The organism is Burkholderia sp. MSMB1588 (assembly GCF_001546925.1).
GTDB classification, from domain to species: Bacteria; Pseudomonadota; Gammaproteobacteria; order Burkholderiales; family Burkholderiaceae; genus Burkholderia; species Burkholderia humptydooensis.
The window spans coordinates 1050985-1070425 of the sequence record NZ_CM003770.1; the positions used below are offsets into that span (position 1 = coordinate 1050985).

14 protein-coding genes and 1 pseudogene are annotated in these 19441 nt (G+C 68.7%); 11 read left to right on the forward strand and 4 right to left on the reverse strand.

All coding sequences use genetic code 11. The features are described 5' to 3' along the window. Window positions 1–268: 268 nt before the first annotated feature. A complete protein-coding gene (locus WS92_RS04315; RefSeq protein WP_059933375.1) occupies window positions 269–2101 on the forward strand; it encodes an ABC transporter ATP-binding protein in 1833 nt (610 codons plus the stop codon). Next, window positions 2098–3948, forward strand: coding sequence for an ABC transporter ATP-binding protein (locus WS92_RS04320; RefSeq protein ID WP_059933372.1), 1851 nt, complete (start codon window positions 2098–2100; stop codon window positions 3946–3948). Before WS92_RS04315 ends, WS92_RS04320 begins: the two co-directional genes overlap by 4 nt. Before the next feature lie 139 nt (window positions 3949–4087). On the opposite strand, the pseudogene WS92_RS37095 reads toward WS92_RS04320, so the two are convergent. Then, window positions 4088–4504, reverse strand: a pseudogene (locus tag WS92_RS37095) (hypothetical protein); the annotation flags it as partial. A 95-nt stretch (window positions 4505–4599) separates the two neighbouring features. On the opposite strand from WS92_RS37095, the gene pip reads away from it, so the two are divergent. Both pip and WS92_RS04330 read left to right on the forward strand, forming a co-directional pair. Then, window positions 4600–5538 (forward strand): prolyl aminopeptidase, encoded by a 939-nt coding sequence (gene pip, locus WS92_RS04325; RefSeq protein ID WP_015602563.1) that lies wholly within the window; start codon window positions 4600–4602, stop codon window positions 5536–5538. Between the two features lie 191 nt (window positions 5539–5729). Next, complete coding sequence (locus tag WS92_RS04330) at window positions 5730–6554, forward strand: class I SAM-dependent methyltransferase (RefSeq protein ID WP_059933369.1); 825 nt, start codon at window positions 5730–5732, stop codon at window positions 6552–6554. Window positions 6555–6575: 21 nt separating this feature from the next. On the opposite strand, the gene WS92_RS04335 is transcribed toward WS92_RS04330, so the two are convergent. Further along, entirely contained in the window at window positions 6576–8123 is a 1548-nt protein-coding gene (locus tag WS92_RS04335) for a methyl-accepting chemotaxis protein (RefSeq protein ID WP_059933366.1), read from the reverse strand. Window positions 8124–8409: 286 nt separating this feature from the next. Next, window positions 8410–10488 carry a propionate catabolism operon regulatory protein PrpR gene (gene prpR, locus WS92_RS04340; protein WP_059933364.1) on the reverse strand — a complete coding sequence of 693 codons (2079 nt, stop codon included), beginning with the start codon at window positions 10486–10488 and terminating at the stop codon, window positions 8410–8412. 220 nt (window positions 10489–10708) lie between these two features. On the opposite strand from prpR, the gene prpB reads away from it, so the two are divergent. From prpB to prpF, 4 genes are all read left to right on the forward strand, one after another. Further along, window positions 10709–11602, forward strand: coding sequence for a methylisocitrate lyase (gene prpB, locus WS92_RS04345; RefSeq protein ID WP_059933360.1), 894 nt, complete (start codon window positions 10709–10711; stop codon window positions 11600–11602). A 55-nt stretch (window positions 11603–11657) separates the two neighbouring features. After that, window positions 11658–12830, forward strand: coding sequence for a bifunctional 2-methylcitrate synthase/citrate synthase (gene prpC, locus WS92_RS04350; protein WP_006029093.1), 1173 nt, complete (start codon window positions 11658–11660; stop codon window positions 12828–12830). A 73-nt stretch (window positions 12831–12903) separates the two neighbouring features. Continuing rightward, window positions 12904–15498, forward strand: a complete 2595-nt coding sequence (acnD, locus tag WS92_RS04355) for a Fe/S-dependent 2-methylisocitrate dehydratase AcnD (protein WP_059933357.1) — start codon at window positions 12904–12906, stop codon at window positions 15496–15498. Window positions 15499–15618: 120 nt separating this feature from the next. Next, window positions 15619–16809, forward strand: a complete 1191-nt coding sequence (gene prpF, locus WS92_RS04360) for a 2-methylaconitate cis-trans isomerase PrpF (RefSeq protein ID WP_006029091.1) — start codon at window positions 15619–15621, stop codon at window positions 16807–16809. 93 nt (window positions 16810–16902) lie between these two features. On the opposite strand, the gene WS92_RS04365 is transcribed toward prpF, so the two are convergent. Further along, window positions 16903–17346 carry a PaaI family thioesterase gene (locus tag WS92_RS04365; protein WP_006029090.1) on the reverse strand — a complete coding sequence of 148 codons (444 nt, stop codon included), beginning with the start codon at window positions 17344–17346 and terminating at the stop codon, window positions 16903–16905. Window positions 17347–17875: 529 nt separating this feature from the next. Here WS92_RS04365 and WS92_RS04370 point away from each other — a divergent pair. The 3 genes from WS92_RS04370 to WS92_RS04380 all read left to right on the forward strand — a co-directional run bounded on the left by WS92_RS04370 (window position 17876) and on the right by WS92_RS04380 (window position 19439). Next, the gene (locus WS92_RS04370; RefSeq protein WP_006029089.1) at window positions 17876–18067 is read left to right on the forward strand and encodes a DUF1843 domain-containing protein; all 192 of its coding nucleotides are present in this window, start codon (window positions 17876–17878) and stop codon (window positions 18065–18067) included. 90 nt (window positions 18068–18157) lie between these two features. Then, window positions 18158–18796, forward strand: coding sequence for a DUF1842 domain-containing protein (locus tag WS92_RS04375; protein ID WP_059933354.1), 639 nt, complete (start codon window positions 18158–18160; stop codon window positions 18794–18796). Between the two features lie 52 nt (window positions 18797–18848). Beyond that, a complete protein-coding gene (locus WS92_RS04380) occupies window positions 18849–19439 on the forward strand; it encodes a DUF1842 domain-containing protein (RefSeq protein WP_006029087.1) in 591 nt (196 codons plus the stop codon). Window positions 19440–19441 lie beyond the last annotated feature (2 nt).

Below are 19441 nucleotides of genomic sequence, written 5' to 3' on the forward strand. Positions count from 1 at the left end.
GCGACGCGGCCGGCCGCATGGCTCGCCGCGTCGCAGGCGATGAGCGCGGCTGCATGCCGCGCGTAGTGTGTTTCGTCGGCGCAGGCCGCGTGCGTCGTTCCATGCCGTTGCAAATCGTCGCGCGCGCACGTGGGCGCGCCGCATCGATCCCATTTAGCTCCGCCCGCTGCCGGGCTCACGAGGAATCGCCATGTCCGAACCACCGACCGAAGCCGTCCATTCAGACCGCCGAAGACGCGCGGATGCCCGCCCAAGCCCGTGGAGCATCATGCGCCCGGTGCGTGCGCAAATCCGTTTCGCGATGGCCGTCTCGTCGCTCGCGACGCTGCTGAACGTCGCATTCCTGCTGTCGCTCGCATGGACGGTCCGGCAGCTCGTCGAGCGGCCGCATGTCTGGCCGGCGTGGCCGGTCGCGGGCGCCGTCCTGTGCCTCGCCGGCAGCTATTTTCTGCGGCTGGGCGCGTTCAGCCAATCGCACTACGCGGCATTCCGCCTCGAAAAGATCCTGCGCAGCGATCTGGCGGACCGCCTGACGCGCGTGTCGCTCGGCACGCTGCAGCAGGCCGGTGCGGGCGCGCTGTCGAAGGTCATCCACGACGACGTGAAGGCGCTCCACATTTTCGTCGCCGACAGCACGCCGCTCTATGCACGCGCGTTCGTCGGGCCGGCGTGCACGCTCGTCGTGCTGCTGTGGCTCGACTGGCGGCTCGCCGCCGGCGCGGCCGCGGTGATGGCGATCGGATTCGGCGTGCTGACGCTCGCGATGCGCAACGCCGTCGAGATGAGCCGGCTGTACAACGACGCGCGCGAGCGCGTGAGCGCGGCCGTCATCGAGTTCGTGCAGGCGATGCCTGTCGTGCGCACGTTCGACGCCGGCTATTCGACGTTCGGCCGCTTTCAGCATGCGCTCGACGCATATCTCGACGTGCTGACGCGCTGGTATCGGCAGGCGGGTTTCTCCGCGCGTTTCTCGTTCGCGATGCTCAATCCGCTGCCGACGCTGCTCGTGCTGCTGTGGCTCGGCGCGTGGCTGATCGCGCGCGATGCATCGGATTTCGGCGCGTGGATCGCGGTGCTGCTCGTCGGCACCGGGATGGCGGAAGCGATGATGCCGATGATGATGCTCAATCACATGGTCGACAAGGCGAAGCTGAGCGTCGCGCGGATTCAGCAGACGATGGCGCTGCCGACGCTGCCGATGCCCGTCGATGGGCGCGCGCCGGCCGATGCGAGCGTGACGTTCGAGAATGTCGGCTTCGGCTATGGCGCGCCCGCGGATGCGAAGCCGGGAACCGTGCCCGCCCGCCGCCATGCCGGCCATGACGATGAAGGAGACGGCAACGGCAACGGTGACGCGCGCGTGCTGCGCAACGTGAGCTTCCACGTCCCGCAGGGCTCGACGACCGCGCTCGTCGGCCCGTCGGGCGCGGGCAAGACGACCGTCGCGCGGCTGATTCCGCGCTTCTGGGACGTCGATGCGGGGCGCGTGCTCGTCGGCGGCGTCGACGTGCGCGACATGACGGCCGACGTGCTGATGTCGCAGCTCGCGTTCGTGTTCCAGGACACGTTCCTGTTCGCCGACACGATCGCGAACAACATCCGCGTCGGCTCGCCGAACCGCACGATGGACGACGTGATCGCGGCAGCGAAGGCCGCGCAGGCGCACGACTTCATCATGTGCTTGCCGAACGGGTACGACACGCTCGCGGGCGAGCGCGGCGCATTCCTGTCGGGCGGGCAGCGGCAGCGCATCACGATCGCGCGCGCGATCCTGCAGAACCGTCCGATCCTCGTGCTCGACGAGGCGACCGCGTTTTCCGATCCGGAAAACGAGGCAGAGCTGATGCGCGCGCTGTCCGCGCTGATGCGCGGCAAGACGGTGATCATGGTCGCGCATCGCCTGTCGACGATTCGTCATGCCGATCAGATTCTCGTGTTCGATCGGGGCGCGCTCGTCGAAGCGGGCCGCCACGACGCGCTGTTGTCGATGCGAGGCGTTTACGCGCGGCTGTGGGACAGCCATGAACGCGCGCAGCGCTGGGCGCTGCGCGGCGGCGCGCAAGAGAATCGGACCGGCATCGAAATGGAGCGCACGCGATGAAACACGAATCGACCGAAACCCGGCGCCCCGCATCGTGGCGCCTGACGTATCGACGACTGACGAGCGTCGCGGGCCCGAATGCAGGCGCGCTGCGCGCGAGCATCGTCGGCCTGTGCATCGCCGCGGCCGCGCAGGGACTCGCGCTTGCCTGCCTGTTTCCGTTGATCGCCGCGATCGTCGACAAGCGGCCGACCGCGTCGGCGCTCGGCTGGCTGAGCGCGATGACGCTGATCGCGGCGTTCGCGACATGCGCGCGCTGGCGCGCGCAAGGCTTCGAATACAACGGGCGAATGGCGTACACGACGCACGCGCTGCGCATGCGGCTCGGCGAGCAACTGCGCCACATGCCGCTCGACCTGCTGCAGGACAAGCGCTCGGGCGAGATGAACGCGCTGCTGCTCGGCAGCGTCGACGAGAACCTCAACTACACGCTCGCGATCGTCAACATGATCGCGCTCGCGACCATTACGCCTTGCGTCGTCGCGCTCGCCACGCTGTTCGTCGACTGGCGCATGGGCCTGATCCTGCTGCTCGTGTTCCCCGCGATCGTGCCGCTTTACCGCTGGCGCCGGCCGGCGCTCGGGCGCGGGATGCGCGCGCTCGCGGACGCGCACAGTCGATTGAACGCCGACATCGTCGAATTCACGCAAGGGCTGCCGGTGCTGCGCGCGGCGTGCAGCGACGCGTCGAAAGCGTCGACGCTCGCCGACGGCTGCGCGAAACTGCTCGATATGCAGACGGCCGCGCATCGCAGGAGCGCGAAGCCGAATCTCATTGTCGCGAGCGTCGTCGAGCTCGGCCTGCAACTCGTCGTCGCGGCGGCCGTCACGTGGGTGGTGATGGGCACGCTCGAACTGTCGGCCGTCGCGGCCGTGATGGTGATCGTCGTGCGTTTCTCCGAGCCGATGGCGACGTTGATCGGCTATACGGCGGTTATCGAGATGATCGAAGCCGCGCTGGAACGCATCGAAGCGCTGCTTGCGATCGAGCCGCTGCCGGCGCGGCAGCCGCCGTGCGTGCCGACCCGCTTCGAGCTGCGTTTCGACGACGTGTCGTTCCGTTACGCGCGCGCGACGGGCGATGCGCTCGGCGGCTTCAGCGCGACGCTGCCGGCGAACGGGATGACGGCGCTCGTCGGTCCGTCGGGTTCAGGCAAGTCGACGATCGCGCGCTTGCTGCTGCGTCATGCCGATCCGCAGCGCGGCTCGATCGAGATCGGCGGCGTCGACATCCGGCAGATTCCGGAAACGGCGCTGAATGCGTTGATTTCAGTCGTGTTTCAGGACGTCTATCTGTTCGACGACACAGTGCTCGCGAACATCCGCATGGCGCGGCCGGACGCGACCGATGAGGAAGTCGAAGCCGCGGCGCGCGCCGCGCAGTGCCACGAATTCATCGAACGCCTGCCGCAGCGCTGGCAGACGCGGCTCGGCGAGATCGGCGGCAGGCTGTCGGGCGGCGAACGCCAGCGCATCTCGATCGCGCGCGCATTGCTGAAGGACGCGCCGATCGTGATTCTCGACGAGCCGACCGCAGCGCTCGATGTCGAAAGCGAACTGGCGGTGCAGCGTGCGATCGATGCGCTCGTGCGGGACAAGACCGTCGTCGTGATCGCGCATCGCCTGTCGACGATCGTCGGCGCGGACCGGATTCTCGTGATCGACGGCGGGCGGCTCGTGCAGCAGGGGCGGCATGACGAGCTGATCGCGATCGATGGACGCTATCGGGCGATGTGGGAGGCGCAGTATCGGGCGAAGGCGGCGTTCGACGGGTTCGGCGCCGGGCCGGGCGATCGTCTTGCGCTATTGCCGGCGACGACGGATGGCGCGGTGGCGCCAAGCCGCTGACCAGGGCAGGGGCGCTTGACATGCACGCGGCTTCGTTCGTTCGGGCGAAATCGCGTGCGATCCGATTGCCGCGATTCGGCGTGGCGGCATGCGCGCGTGCCCGGCTGCGAGTCGCCGCCAGCGGCGCGCGCTTTGTACTCGGCGTCACGAAATGGCCGTACTGGCCGGGCAGCCCGGTCGCGGCGGGCGACGCGCCGATCATCCGCCATGCGTTGTTCCGCGTCGTGCGGAAGTAGATGAACGCTGCCTGCCCGTTACGGGCGCGATCGACGAGCACGACGTATTCACGAGCCAGTTCGCCGAGACCGTTCGCGCCGAGTATCTGCCGCAGGCGCTCGCCATACGCGCGCTGCCCGGCGAGCGGCACTTTCAGGCGTCGCGTGATTTCCTGCGCGAGCATCGTTTCGATGCCTGTTTTAGGTGCGGTAATGCAACTGACCGGAAACGATCGACCGGCACGTCGACGAATGCTCGTCGCGCCTGAGCGCGGAGTGTATCTCCGCGACGCTGCGTCGAAGTCGCGCCGTCGCGACGGCTGGCACGAACGTGGACGCATGACGGCTGGTCGTGTCCGAAGCAGGCGCGCGCACCGTTTTTCCGGCGACTCGGCATAATGAAGCGTCGCTTTCTTCCATTTATCCGGAGCGCCCCTTGTATCCACCGATCGAACCCTACGCACACGGCTTCCTCGACACCGGCGATGGCCATCGCGTGTATTGGGAGCAGTGCGGCAACCCCGACGGCAAGCCGGCCGTCTTCCTGCACGGCGGCCCGGGCGGCGGCTGCAGCGCCGATCACCGCCGCCTCTTCGACCCCGCGCGCTACAACGTGCTGCTGTTCGACCAGCGCGGCTGCGGCCGCTCGACGCCGCACGCGAGCCTCGAGAACAACACGACGTGGCATCTCGTCGACGACATCGAGCGGCTGCGCGAGATGCTCGGCGTCGAGCGCTGGCTCGTGTTCGGCGGCTCGTGGGGCAGCGCGCTCGCGCTCGCGTATGGCGAGGCGCATCCGGCGCGCGTGACCGAGCTCGTCGTGCGCGGCATCTTCACGGTGCGCCGCTCCGAGCTGCTCTGGTATTACCAGGAAGGCGCGTCGTGGCTGTTTCCGGACCTGTGGGAGGATTTCATCGCGCCCATTCCGCCCGCCGAGCGCGCGGACCTGATCGCCGCGTATCGCCGCCGGCTGACGGGCGACGACGAAGCGGCGAAGCGCGAAGCCGCGCACGCATGGAGCGTCTGGGAAGGCCGGACGATCACGCTGCTGCCGAATGCCGCGCACGAGGCGCATTTCGGCGACGCGCATTACGCGCTTGCGTTCGCCCGCATCGAAAACCACTACTTCGTTCATCAAGGCTTCATGGAAGACGGGCAGTTGCTGCGCGACGCGCATCGTCTCGCGGACATTCCGGGCGTGATCGTTCAGGGGCGCTACGACGTCGCGACGCCCGCGCGCACCGCGTGGGAGCTTGCGAAGGCGTGGCCGCGCGCGTCGCTCGAGATCGTGCCCGACGCGGGCCACGCGTACGACGAGCCGGGCATCCTGCGCGCGCTGATCGCGGCGACCGACCGCTTCGCGCGCGGGCGCTGATCCGCCGTCCCGCGCGAACCTCGGCGCACGTCGCCGCCGCGCAGCGGTGCGCGCGCCGCTTCGAACATTCGTTCGAAATCCTGCCGAATGTAAGCCGCAGAACAGAGGCGCGTGCGTGCGCATGACGATACTCGAAGCGAGTTCAACGAAGTGCGGCGATTCGCCGGGGCCATCGGCGAAGAGAGGGAATCGTGAACGCAGGTTTCGTGCAGGACCGCATCAATCAAGCCGTCTGGCGCAGCCGCAGCGCGCTGCGCGGATACGGGCGCGCATCCGGCTGGACCGATCCGGGCGAGGCGGCGGCGATCGCGTGGATCGCCGAGCGCGTGCGCGACGAGCCGATTCTCGACGTCGGCGTCGGCGGCGGGCGCACCGTGCCGCTATTGAAGACGATCAGCGCCGACTATACCGCCGTCGACTATACGCCCGAGCTCGTCGAGATCTGCCGGCGCAATCATCCGGGCACGCGCGTCCAGCGAATGGACGCGCGCGACATGTCGGCGTTCGCCGACGAGAGCTTCTCGCTCGTCGTGTTCAGCTACAACGGCATCGACGCGGTCGATCACGATGGCCGGATCGCGATCCTGAAGGAGTTCGCGCGCGTGCTGAGGCCGGGCGGCTTCGCGCTGTTCTCGACGCACAATCTCGCGGGGCCCGGCTATCGCGAAGGACTGTCGCGGCTCGCCCGCCTGCCGCGGCGCTCGGCGAACCCGCTCGCGATCGCGCTCGACGCGGCGAGGATCGCGTATTCGCTGCCGATCGGCGCGTTCAATTATTTCCGCCATTCGCGTTTCAATCGCGCGTTCGACGGCTATGCGATGCGTGTGTGCGCCGCGCACAAGTTCGGGATACTCATCATGTACACCGATTTCGCGACCCAGCAGCGTCAGCTCGCCGACGTCGGCCTGAAGTTGCGCGCGGCGTTCGGCGGATCGACCGGCGAGCCTGTGCGGCGCGACCAGAATCTCGGCGACGAAGCGTGGTTTCACTTCGTCGCGAGCAAGCCGTGCATGTAGGCCGCCGCTGTCGCCGTTGGTTTAACTGTCGCCGCCGCGTTCGCCCTGCAGCGTGAACACCGCCACCGCGCCGTGCAGCGCGTGTGCCTGTTCGGCGAGCGCGTGCGCCGCCGCGGACGCCTCTTCGACGAGCGCCGCGTTTTGCTGCGTCACGTTGTCCATTTGCGCGACCGCGTGATTGACCTGCTCGATGCCGATGCTCTGCTCGTTCGACGCCGACGCGATCTCGCCGACGATGCCCGTCACCTGCCGCACCGAATCGACGATCTCGCCGATGATCCGCCCCGCATCGTCGACGAGCGCGGAGCCCGCGCCGACGCGCTCGGTCGACTGCTCGATCAGCGTCTTGATTTCGCGCGCCGCCGTCGCGCTGCGTTGCGCGAGCGTGCGCACCTCGCCCGCGACGACCGCGAAGCCGCGCCCCTGCTCGCCCGCGCGCGCCGCCTCGACGGCCGCGTTCAATGCCAGGATGTTGGTCTGGAACGCGATGCCGTCGATCACCGCGATGATCTCGGCGACCTTGCCCGAGCTGTCCGCGATGCCGCGCATCGTGTCGACGACCTGGCGCATCACGTCGCCGCCGCGCGTGGCTGTCGTCGATGCGTCGGCGGCAACCGCGCACGCGTGCTGCGCATGCTCGGCGTTGCGGCGCACGGTAGACGTGAGCTCGTCCATGCTGGCCGCCGTTTCCTCGAGCGACGCCGCCTGTTCCTCGGTGCGCGACGACAGATCGAGATTGCCCGACGCGATCTGCGCGCTCGCGGTGGCGACGCCGTCCGCGTTGTGTCGCACGTCGCGCACGACGTGCGACAGGCTCGCCTGCATGTCCTTCAGCGCGGCGAGCAGCTCGGCGATTTCGTCGTCGCCGCGCGCGTCGATCGGCGTCGACAGATCGCCCGTCGCAACCCGCCGCACGCATGCGAGCGCGCGCGACAGCGGCCGCGTGACGGTGCCGCTGAACCAGACGCCTCCGGCGAGCGCGAGCGTGAACACGACGAGCGTCGCGACGATGCTGATCGTCGTTGCGCGCACGGCGTCGCTCGCGGCGTCGGCCGACACGCGCGCGCTGTCGGCGGCGATGTCCTGCGCGGCCTTTTCAAGCAGCTCGGCGGGCGCGCGATCGACGCCCGCGACGGCCTGGTCGCTCGCGGACGGATCGAACCCTGATGCCTTGAATACTTCGAATCCCTTACGATAGCCTTGCCCCATTTCCGCGTGCGCCGACGCGAACTGCTCGATCAGCCTGTGGCTCTCGCCGTCCGGCAGCTTCGATTTCAGCTCGGCGGCGAGCGCGTCGACGGTCCGCTCGCGCTGCTGGAACGCGCGCCAGTACTTGTCGAGTTTCGCCGGGTCCTTGCCGCGCAGCAGCGTGTCCTTCCATTCCTGCACCTGCAGCTTGAACGCGGCGAGCATCGCGGACACCATCCGCTCGTTCGCGACGTTCTGCTGGACCGTCGTGCCGTATGTGTCGAGCGAGCGGTTGAGTGCGTGAATGCCGTAGAAAGCGCCGGCGGACGTGAGGACGAGTGCTGCCGCGAAGGCAAGGGGGATTTTGCGGCGAAGCTTCATCTGATCTCTGGAATGGCGGGGGAAGGCGGTGTCGCCATCTCGGCGATGGCTGGTTATCGGCGCGCTTCGCTGTTCCTTAAATCAGATGAATGGCCGCGGTGTTGACATCAATCACGGATGGGGACGAGGGCGCAAGCGAGCTTCGTCGCGCGATCCGGATGCGCGGTGTCGCGCGTCGGCGTCGTGCGTGTTTCGTGCGTGTTTCGCGTGCCGCGAACGGCGAATGACGACGCGGCGAGCGGCTGTTCTCGTGGCAGCGCATGTGCGTTCCGTATGTCAACAGACCCTAGGCATCACCGCCTCCGTCATTGCCGCCATTGCCACCGCTACCACCACTACCGCGCCGGCCGCCCCGCGCGCTCCCTTCGCTCGCCGCGAGCTTGCGCCACAGCGTCGTCTTGCTGATGCCGAGCATCGCGCATGTGCGATCGCGATCGCCGCCGCATGCGTCGAGCACGGCGCGGATCTCGTCGGCTTCCGCGCGCCGGCGGCGCTGCACGAGCGTCGGGCGCCGCGCATCGGCGTCGCCGTCGGCATGGCCGCCATTCGCGCCGCCGCCGCGTCCGCCATCGCCGCCCGCCGCGAACGCATCGAGCGCGAGCACCTCGGGCGCGATCGCGCGCAGCGTGTCGACGCTCACGGCCGCGCTGCCGCGCTCGTTTGCGTCGGCGAGCTCCACCGCGATCCGCTCGATCACGTTCTGCAACTCGCGCACGTTGCCGGGCCATCGATAGCGGATCAGCGCGGCGTTCGCGGCATCGAGCGCGCGCGCCGCGTCATTCGCGTCGCGCAGCCGCTCGGCGAGCCGCGGCTCGCGGCGCGCGGCCTGCGCGAGCAGCGTCGCGGCGAGCGCGGGAATGTCGGCCGCGCGCTCGCGCAGCGGCGGCAGCCCGATGTTCAGGATGTTCAGCCGGTAATAGAGATCCGCGCGAAACGTGCCCGCCTCGACGGCCGCGAAGAGCGGCCGGTGCGTCGCCGCGACGACGCGGATGTCGACCGGAACCGGCTCGGTCGAGCCGACGCGCACGACCTCGCGCTCCTGCAGCACGCGCAGCAGCCGGCTTTGCAGCGACGGCGGCATCTCGCCGATCTCGTCGAGAAACAGCGTGCCGCGGTGCGCGGCCTCGAAGAGCCCCGCCTTGCCGCCGCGCCGCGCGCCGGTGAACGCGCCTTCCTCGTAGCCGAACAGCTCGCTCTCGAGCAGCGATTCCGGAAACGCGCCGCAGTTCACCGCGACGAACGGATACTTGCGGCGCGCGGACAGCGCATGCAGGCTTTGCGCGATCATCTCCTTGCCGGTGCCGCTCTCGCCCAGGATCAGCACGGTCGCGTCCGATTTCGCGTAGCGCCGCGCGAGCTCGCGCGCGTGCGCGATCGCGGGCGTCGCGCCGACGACGTCGTCGAGCCGGTAGCGCGCGGTGAACTGCTGCGCGTGCTGATGCGAGCGCAGCGTGCGGTCGAGCCGCTCCACCGCGCGCGATTCCTGGAACGTCAGCACGCTGCCGGGCGCGCCGCCGCTCGCGGCGAGCGGCCCGCGATGGACGACATAGCGCACGCCGCGCACGGTCGCGAGCGTGTCGCCGTCGGCCGCGCGCAGCGTGCGCAACTCGGGCGTCAGATCGTGCAGCGCGCGGCCGACGGCGGCCGACGGCGACACGCCGAGCGCGAGCGCGAGCCGCTCGTTGATCGCCTCGACGCGGCCCTCGCGGTCGAGCGCGACGACGCCGTCGCGCAGATGCTGCAGCAGGTTGTCGAGCCGCTCGCGGCGCAGCGCTTCCGCGTGCGTCGCGTGCGCGACTTCGAGCGCCGTGTTGACGGCCGCGCGCACCGACGCGTGCGAATAGACGAACACCGCGCCCATCCCGGCGTTCGCCGCGAGATCGGTGACGAGCCCCGGCCCGACGACGGTCTCGATGCCGCGCTCGCGCATTTCGAGCACGCGCGTTTCCGCCTCCTGCGCGCTCTGGTACGACGCGAACACGATGTCGAGCCCATATGCGGCCGCGAAGCTGCGCACCTCGGGCGGCGTCTCGCCGTAGCTGACGAGCGCGATCCGGCTCGCGTCGCGCCGCGCGCGGGCGAGCGCGTGCATCACGTCGAAGCCGGTCGGATTGACGAGCACGACGGGCACGCGCACGCGCGCCTTCAGATAGGTGCCGTTCGAGCCGGCGGCGACGATCGCGTCGGGGCGCTCGCCGCCCGCCGTCGCGAGCGCGGTGATCGCTTCCTCGTAGCCGCGCGCGACGATCCGCAGGTCGGCGCGCTCTTCGTATTCGTCGGCGATGTCGCGAAAGAGCGCGCGCAGCCGGCTGATGCCGACCGCCCAGACGCGCGGCCGCACGCCGGTTTCGGGTAGGGTGCTCATGCTGGATGGATGAAGGGCGCGGCGCGCGCCGCGCCCGAACGAAGAGAAGCGATGCGGCGCATTATCGCGCATGAATTTCAATTCTGGAATCCGGATTTCGAAATTGAAATCGTCTGATCAGTGCGCCGAATCCGGAAAGCGCGCAGAATCAGCGGGTTAGCGGCCGGCGGCGCGCCTGGCCCGGACCTTGCTGTTTATCGGCATCTTTCAGGAGGAGTCGATGGGCAACCCACAACTGATCAGCGCCGGCGCGAAATTCCGCGCGGCGGTCGCGGCCGAGCAGCCGCTGCAGGTGGTCGGCGCGATCACCGCGTACGCCGCGAAGATGGCCGAAGCGGTCGGCTTCAAGGCGGTCTATCTGTCGGGCGGCGGTGTCGCCGCGAACTCGCTCGGCATTCCCGATCTCGGCATTAGCACGATGGACGACGTGCTCGTCGACGCGAACCGGATCACGAACGCGACGAACCTGCCGCTCCTCGTCGACATCGATACCGGCTGGGGCGGCGCGTTCAACATCGCGCGCACGATCCGCTCGTTCATCAAGGCGGGCGTCGGCGCCGTGCACCTCGAGGACCAGGTCGGGCAGAAGCGCTGCGGCCACCGTCCGGGCAAGGAATGCGTGCCGACGGGCGAGATGGTCGACCGGATCAAGGCGGCCGTCGACGCGCGCACCGACGAGACCTTCGTGATCATGGCGCGCACCGACGCGGCGGCGGCCGAGGGCATCGATTCGGCGATCGAGCGCGCGATCGCGTACGTCGAGGCGGGCGCGGACATGATCTTCCCCGAGGCGATGAAGACGCTCGACGACTACCGCCGCTTCAAGGAAGCGGTGAAGGTGCCGATCCTCGCGAACCTGACCGAGTTCGGCTCGACGCCGCTCTTCACGCTCGACGAGCTGAAGGGCGCGAACGTCGACATCGCGCTCTACTGCTGCGGCGCGTATCGCGCGATGAACAAGGCCGCGCTGCACTTCTACGAGACGGTGCGCCGCGACGGCACGCAAAAGGCCGCGGTGCAGACGATGCAGACGCGCGCGGAGTTGTACGAGTATCTCGGCTACTACGCATACGAAGAGAAGCTTGACCAGCTTTTCAGCCAAGGCCGGAACTGATGCACGGAAGCACCGAAGCACGGATTCAAGGATTCGAACCCAGGAGAGTATAAGGATGAGCGAGACGAAGGAAGCAGCAGCAACGGGCGCCGCGAGCGGTTTCAAGCCGAAGAAGTCGGTCGCGCTGTCGGGCGTCGCGGCGGGCAACACCGCGCTGTGCACGGTCGGCAAGACCGGCAACGATCTGCATTATCGCGGCTATGACATTCTCGATATCGCCGGATCGAGCGAATTCGAGGAGATCGCGCACCTGCTCGTGCACGAGACGCTGCCGAACGTGACGGAACTGGCCGCGTACAAGGCGAAGCTGCGCGCGATGCGCGGCCTGCCCGCGAACGTGAAGGCGGCGCTCGAATGGATTCCGGCGTCCGCGCATCCGATGGACGTGATGCGCACCGGCGTATCGGTGCTCGGCACCGTGCTGCCCGAGAAGGACGACCACAACCTGCCGGGCGCGCGCGACATCGCGGACCGGCTGATGGCGTCGCTCGGCTCGATGCTGCTGTACTGGTATCACTACTCGCACAACGGCCGCCGCATCGAGACGGAAACCGACGACGACTCGATCGGCGGTCACTTCCTGCACCTGCTGCACGGCAAGACGCCGTCGAAATCGTGGGTCGACGCGATGCATACGTCGCTGATCCTGTACGCGGAGCACGAGTTCAACGCGTCGACATTCACGGGCCGCGTGATCGCCGGCACGGGCTCGGACATGTACTCGTCGATCACGGGCGCGATCGGCGCGCTGCGCGGGCCGAAGCACGGCGGCGCGAACGAAGTCGCATACGAGATCCAGAACCGCTACCGCACGCCCGACGAGGCGGAAGTCGACATCCGCCGCCGCGTCGAGAACAAGGAAGTCGTGATCGGCTTCGGCCACCCGGTCTACACGATCTCCGATCCGCGCAACAAGGTGATCAAGGAGGTCGCGCGCAAGCTGTCGAAGGAAGCGGGCGACCTGAAGCTCTTCAGCATCGCCGAGCGGCTCGAATCGGTGATGTGGGCGATCAAGAAGATGTTCCCGAACCTCGACTGGTTCAGCGCGGTGTCGTATCACATGATGGGCGTGCCGACCGCGATGTTCACGCCGCTCTTCGTGATCGCGCGCACGTCCGGCTGGAGCGCGCACATCATCGAGCAGCGGGTCGACAACAAGATCATCCGCCCGAGCGCGAACTACACCGGCCCGGAAGACCTGAAGTTCGTGCCGATCGAGAAGCGCTGATCGGCGGCATCCGGCGGCCGGGCGCGACGCCCGGCCGTTTCGCGACGATCGTTACCCAGTCTGTCCCCACGCAATGAACACTGCCAACCGCAAACCCCTGCCCGGCACGCCGCTCGATTACTTCGACGCGCGCGCCGCCGTCGACGCGATCCGCCCGGGCGCGTACGACACCTTGCCGTACACGTCGCGCGTGCTCGCCGAGAACCTCGTGCGCCGCTGCGACCCGGCGATCCTCGCCGATTCGCTGAAACAGCTCGTCGAGCGCAAGCGCGAGCGCGATTTCCCGTGGTTCCCGGCGCGCGTCGTCTGCCACGACATCCTCGGCCAGACCGCGCTCGTCGATCTCGCGGGCCTGCGCGACGCGATCGCGGAACGCGGCGGCGATCCGGCGAAGGTGAATCCGGTCGTGCCGGTGCAACTGATCGTCGATCACTCGCTCGCCGTCGAGTGCGGCGGCTTCGATCCGGACGCGTTCGCGAAGAACCGCGCGATCGAGGATCGCCGCAACGAGGATCGCTTCCACTTCATCGAGTGGACGAAGAAGGCGTTCGAGAACGTCGACGTGATTCCGCCCGGCAACGGCATCATGCACCAGATCAACCTGGAGAAGATGTCGCCCGTGATCCAGGCGCAGGACGGCGTGGCGTACCCGGACACCTGCGTCGGCACCGACAGCCACACGCCGCACGTCGACGCGCTCGGCGTGATCGCGATCGGCGTGGGCGGCCTGGAGGCGGAGAACGTGATGCTCGGCCGCGCGTCGTGGATGCGGCTGCCGGACATCGTCGGCGTCGAGCTGACCGGCAAGCGCCAGCCCGGCATCACCGCGACCGACGTCGTGCTCGCGCTGACCGAATTCCTGCGCCGCGAGAAAGTGGTCGGCGCGTATCTCGAATTCCGCGGCGAGGGCGCGAAGAGCCTCACGCTCGGCGATCGCGCGACGATCTCGAACATGGCGCCCGAATACGGCGCGACGGCCGCGATGTTCTTCATCGACGGGCAGACGATCGATTACCTGCGCCTGACGGGGCGCAGCGACGAGCAGGTGAAGCTCGTCGAAACCTACGCGAAGGCGGCGGGCCTGTGGGCAGACAGCCTCGCGAACGCGCAATACGAGCGCACGCTGACGTTCGATCTGTCGAGCGTCGTGCGCAACATGGCCGGCCCGTCGAATCCGCACAAGCGGCTGCCGACGTCCGAGCTCGCCGCGCGCGGGATCGCGGGCCGGTGGGAAGAGAAGCCGGGCGAGATGCCCGACGGCGCGGTGATCATCGCCGCGATCACGAGCTGCACGAACACGAGCAACCCGCGCAACGTGATCGCCGCGGCCTTGCTCGCGCGCAACGCGAACGCGCGCGGCCTCGTGCGCAAGCCGTGGGTGAAGAGCTCGCTCGCGCCCGGCTCGAAGGCGGTCGAGCTGTATCTGAAGGAAGCGAACCTGCTGCCGGAGCTGGAGAAGCTCGGCTTCGGCATCGTCGCGTTCGCGTGCACGACCTGCAACGGGATGTCCGGCGCGCTCGATCCCAAGATCCAGCAGGAGATCGTCGAGCGCGACCTGTACGCCACCGCCTTGCTGTCCGGCAACCGCAACTTCGACGGCCGCATCCATCCGTATGCGAAGCAGGCGTTCCTCGCGTCGCCGCCGCTCGTCGTCGCGTACGCGATCGCGGGCACGATCCGCTTCGACATCGAGAAGGACGCGCTCGGCCACGACGCGAACGGCCAGCCCGTCACGCTGAAGGACATCTGGCCGACCGACGAGGAGATCGACGCGATCGTCGCCTCGAGCGTGAAGCCCGGGCAGTTCCGCGCCGTCTACGAGCCGATGTTCGCGCGCGCGGCCGACGCCGGCGAGCGCGCGGCGCCCCTCTACGACTGGCGGCCGCAGAGCACGTACATCCGCCGTCCGCCGTACTGGGAGGGCGCGCTCGCGGGCGAGCGCACGCTCGCGGGCATGCGTGCGCTCGCCGTGCTCGGCGACAACATCACGACCGACCACCTGTCGCCGTCGAACGCGATCCTGCCGACGAGCGCGGCGGGCGAATACCTCGCGAAGATGGGCCTGCCGGAAGAGGACTTCAACTCGTACGCGACGCACCGCGGAGACCACCTGACCGCGCAGCGCGCGACGTTCGCGAACCCGACGCTCGTCAACGAGATGGCGGTCGTCGACGGCGAAGTGAAGAAGGGCTCGCTCGCGCGCGTCGAGCCGGACGGCAGCGTGATGCGGATGTGGGAGGCGATCGAGACCTACATGAACCGCAAGCAGCCGCTCGTCGTGATCGCGGGCGCGGATTACGGCCAGGGCTCGTCGCGCGACTGGGCGGCGAAGGGCGTGCGGCTCGCGGGCGTCGAGGCGATCGTCGCGGAGGGCTTCGAGCGGATCCACCGCACGAACCTGATCGGCATGGGCGTGCTGCCGCTCGAGTTCAAGCCGGGCACGAACCGCACGACGCTTGCGATCGACGGCACCGAGACGTTCGACGTGATCGGCGGGCGCACGCCGCGCGCGGAGCTCACGCTCGTGATCCGCCGCAAGAGCGGCGAGCGCGTGGAGGTGCCCGTCACGTGCCGGCTCGACACGGCCGAGGAAGTGTCGATCTACGACGCGGGCGGCGTGCTGCAGCGCTTCGCGCAGGATTTCCTCGAATCGTCGAAGGCGGCGTGACGGCGCGGTGACGCGCTTCATCGGGCGAACGGGCCCGAATCACTTGCTTTCACTTGCTTTGCATGGGATCGGAGCCGGTGCTGAAGCACTCGCTCCGCTCGACACAGGACCTCACGAATCATGGCCCACGTACCCCAAATCAAGATTCCCGCGACCTACCTGCGCGGCGGCACCAGCAAGGGCGTGTTCTTCCGGCTGCAGGATCTGCCCGAAGCCGCGCGGCAGCCGGGCGCCGCGCGCGACGCGCTGCTCTCGCGCGTGATCGGCAGCCCGGACCCGTACGGCAAGCAGATCGACGGGATGGGCGGCGCGAGCTCGAGCACGAGCAAGACGGTGATCGTCGCGAAGAGCGCGCGGCCCGATCACGATGTCGATTACCTGTTCGGCCAGGTGTCGATCGACAAGCCGTTCGTCGACTGGAGCGGCAACTGCGGCAACCTGTCGGCGGCGGTCGGCCCGTTCGCGATCGCGGGCGGCCTGATCGACCCGGCGCGCGTGCCGGAGAACGGCGTCGCGACCGTGCGGATCTGGCAGGCGAACATCGGCAAGACGATCGTCGCGCACGTGCCGGTCACGAACGGCGCGGTGCAGGAGACGGGCGACTTCGAGCTCGACGGCGTCACGTTCCCGGCCGCCGAAGTGCAGCTCGAATTCATGGACCCGGCGGCCGACGAGGAAGGCGCGGGCGGCGCGATGTTCCCGACGGGCAATCTCGTCGACGATCTCGACGTGCCCGGCGTCGGCACGCTGAAGGCGACGATGATCAACGCGGGCATTCCGACGATCTTCGTCGACGCCGGGGCGATCGGCTACGCCGGCACCGAGCTGCAGGACGCGATCAATTCGGACGCGAAGGCGCTCGCGATGTTCGAGACGATCCGCGCGCACGGCGCGTTGCGCATGGGCCTCATCGCGTCGCTCGACGAGATCGCGACGCGCCAGCACACGCCGAAGGTGGCGTTCGTCGCGAAGCCGGCCGACTACATCGCGTCGAGCGGCAAGCGCGTCGCGGCCGCCGACGTCGATCTGCTCGTGCGCGCGCTGTCGATGGGCAAGCTGCATCACGCGATGATGGGCACGGCGGCTGTCGCGATCGGCGCCGCGGCCGCGATTCCGGGCACGCTCGTGAACCTCGCGGCGGGCGGCGGCGCGCGCCACGCGGTGCGCTTCGGCCATCCGTCGGGCACGCTGCGCGTCGGCGCCGAAGCGAAGCAGGACGGCGGCGAGTGGGCCGTCACGAAGGCGATCATGAGCCGCAGCGCGCGCGTGCTGATGGAGGGCTGGGTGCGCGTGCCGGGCGACGCGTTCTGACGCGGCGGGGCTCGGGGGGCGGCGGCGTTCGGGCGTTCGGCGGCTTTGCCGTTGCGCGCCCACCCCGAGCCGGGCGCGGCGCGCCGCCGCGCCCTATGCCTTCTCTTCGGCCGCGCCCGGCTCGCGCCCGTCGCCGACCCGGTTGATCGTTCCCTGCGCGACCGCGACGAGCCGCTCGTGGTCGCCGTCGATCACGAACACGTGGCACTGGCAGGTCGCCTGATTCCGCCCCGCATAAATCAGCTTCGCGCGCGCGATCAGCGTGCCGACGACGGCCGGGCGCAGGTAATTGATCTTGTATTCCCCCGTGACGACGCGCGGCCCGAGCGCGAGCGCGCCCGCGAACGTCAGCGCGTTGTCCGCGAGATAGCTGATGACGCCGCCGTGGACGAAGCCGTACTGCTGCCTGAGCTCGTCGCGGATCGGCAGGCGCAGCGACGCCTCGTCGCCGCCGATGTGCACGAGCTCGGTGCCGAGCAGCATGCTGAAGGGTTGCGCGCGCAGGGCGCCGCGCGCGTGGTCCACGATGTCGGTCATCGACGTTCCTTCGCTATCGAGTGAATTGATACGTTGAACAATGCGGCGCGGCGCGCGCGCCGCCGATGCAATCCGGCTCTTTGCGCTCCACTCTAGGAAGGGGGCGGGCGATACGCAAGGAAATTCGTCGTGCCGGCGCCCGCTCGCGGCGACGCGCCACGCGCCACGCGCCGGTCATGCGCCCGGCGGGCCACTACCAATTCTGGTAGATAGCGAAAGCGCGCAGGCGAACTAACCTTAGTACGCAGACCAATCGACGACATGAAAGCGCCCCGCCGCGCCGGCGGGCGCACGGGGACAACCGCGTTACCGCCGTGGACCGACGACGCGCCGGTTCAGAAGGATAACGAATGGCAAATCACGGGCTGCGAGCAGCACGTCACGAGACACCGTGTCGCCGCGCGGCGGCGAACGCGTCATTCATCGACGAATTTCCCGATCCTGCGCACATACGACAGCCGGAGGCACTTCGCCGCTGCAGGAGAGATCGCGGGGCTGTCGGCCATCGTCCATTTTCAGCGAGGAAAACATGAGTCAAGCACACGGTCATCCGGTCACGCCTTACGGCGTCGCGATCCATCAGGCGATCGCGGACGGCGATCTCGCGCAGATGAAGTCGCTGCGCACGCAGGCACAGGCGCTGCTCGGCCAGCAAGGCAATCTCGCCACCGCGCTCGAGCTCCTCGAAATCGAGATCGCCAGGCTCGAACGGAGCAAGTAGCCGCGCGTCAGCCGCCTCGGCTCGCCGTGTCGCCGCGGAGGCGTTTCAGCGTGTCGTCGTCGTTCAACCACTCGCATCAAGGAGACTCACATGTCCGAAGATCTTCGCGTCGGTCTTTTTGCGGTTCGCTACTTCGTCGGCACCGGGCTGCCCGGCGCGCCGCAGCTCGTGCTCAATCTGGTGGTCGACACGGCCGAACACAGCGTCGTCGGCGCCGCGGCGATCTCGCAGGCCGTGAGCCCGCCGCTGAACTTCCATGCCGATGTCTGGGGCACCTACGTGTTCCGGCTCGGCCCGCCGCCGCGCCGCGACGGCAGCGGCGCGATCGTGCAGATCGCGCTGCAGGGCAACCAGGGCGGGCCGCACTCGAATTCGATGATCACGTTCTACGGCGATCTGCTGCTGAAGGGCGACGGCAAGACGGGCATCGCGTCGTACCGCTACTACTCGAACGGCACCTGGCACGAAGTCGAGAACGTGCCGGTCAAGGCCGACCCCGAACTCGTGCCGCTCGAGCCGGGGCCCGTCATCGGCGGATCGCCGCGGACCGCGTACGGGCCGGTGCCGTTGTACGGAGTGACGATCCAGTATGCGGCGGCGTCCGGCGATCTCGCGCACATGAAGACGCTCGCCACCTATGCGCGGCAGCAACTGGACAGCCACGACGACATCGCGGCCGCGCTGGCCGCGCTGAAGACGGAAATCGCCAGGCTCGAAAGCCGGCAGTGAGCGGCACGGCCTTGCATCGACATCATTCGTTCATCTTCGTGGAGCAAACGTCATGGCTACTACCGGCCTCTTTCCCGTTCAACTTCGCGTCGCGACGCCCAATCTCGGCGCGCCCGTCCTCTGGCTGTATCTGCTCGTCAATGCTGTGGAGAAGACCGTTTCGGGCTTCGCCCGCATCACCCAGCCGATCTATCCGCCGCCGCATTTCCGCGCGCGCGTCGTCGGACAGTTCCATCAAGTGAGGATCGATCCCCTGGCGCCGCCGTCGATCGCGCTCACCCTCACGGGCAGCCCGACCGGCCCCATCGCGCCGCAGGTCGTGATCCTGGAGCTCAATGGGCTGCTGAACGACGACTGGCAATCGGGCACGGCGAACTACCGCTACTTCTACGAAGGCCGCTGGCATTCGATCGAGCACGCGATCGTGTCGAAGGACAACTCGCTGATCCCGCTCGATCCGCCGCACGAGCACGTGGTGCCGATGTACGGCGTCGGCCTGCAGGAAGCGAGGGCGTCCGGCGACCTGAGCCGGATGAAGGCGATCGCGCAGCAGGCCGAGCAGCAGCTCGCCGATCACGACGCGATCGCCGCCGAGCTCGAGACGCTCGAAGCGGAAATCGCGCGGCTCGAAGCGCGCCGCTGAGC

Bases quoted from the DNA above. Each gene is read 5' to 3' on its own strand.
- prpB (WP_059933360.1), top strand. From the start codon at position 10,709: ATGGGCAACCCACAACTGATCAGCGCCGGCGCGAAATTCCGCGCGGCG.
- WS92_RS04370 (WP_006029089.1), top strand. From the start codon at position 17,876: ATGAGTCAAGCACACGGTCATCCGGTCACGCCTTACGGCGTCGCGATC.
- WS92_RS04380 (WP_006029087.1), top strand. From the start codon at position 18,849: ATGGCTACTACCGGCCTCTTTCCCGTTCAACTTCGCGTCGCGACGCCC.
- prpF (WP_006029091.1), top strand. From the start codon at position 15,619: ATGGCCCACGTACCCCAAATCAAGATTCCCGCGACCTACCTGCGCGGC.
- acnD (WP_059933357.1), top strand. From the start codon at position 12,904: ATGAACACTGCCAACCGCAAACCCCTGCCCGGCACGCCGCTCGATTAC.
- WS92_RS04375 (WP_059933354.1), top strand. From the start codon at position 18,158: ATGTCCGAAGATCTTCGCGTCGGTCTTTTTGCGGTTCGCTACTTCGTC.
- WS92_RS04335 (WP_059933366.1), bottom strand. From the start codon at position 8,123: ATGAAGCTTCGCCGCAAAATCCCCCTTGCCTTCGCGGCAGCACTCGTC.
- WS92_RS04365 (WP_006029090.1), bottom strand. From the start codon at position 17,346: ATGACCGACATCGTGGACCACGCGCGCGGCGCCCTGCGCGCGCAACCC.
- WS92_RS04315 (WP_059933375.1), top strand. From the start codon at position 269: ATGCGCCCGGTGCGTGCGCAAATCCGTTTCGCGATGGCCGTCTCGTCG.
- prpC (WP_006029093.1), top strand. From the start codon at position 11,658: ATGAGCGAGACGAAGGAAGCAGCAGCAACGGGCGCCGCGAGCGGTTTC.
- prpR (WP_059933364.1), bottom strand. From the start codon at position 10,488: ATGAGCACCCTACCCGAAACCGGCGTGCGGCCGCGCGTCTGGGCGGTC.
- WS92_RS04320 (WP_059933372.1), top strand. From the start codon at position 2,098: ATGAAACACGAATCGACCGAAACCCGGCGCCCCGCATCGTGGCGCCTG.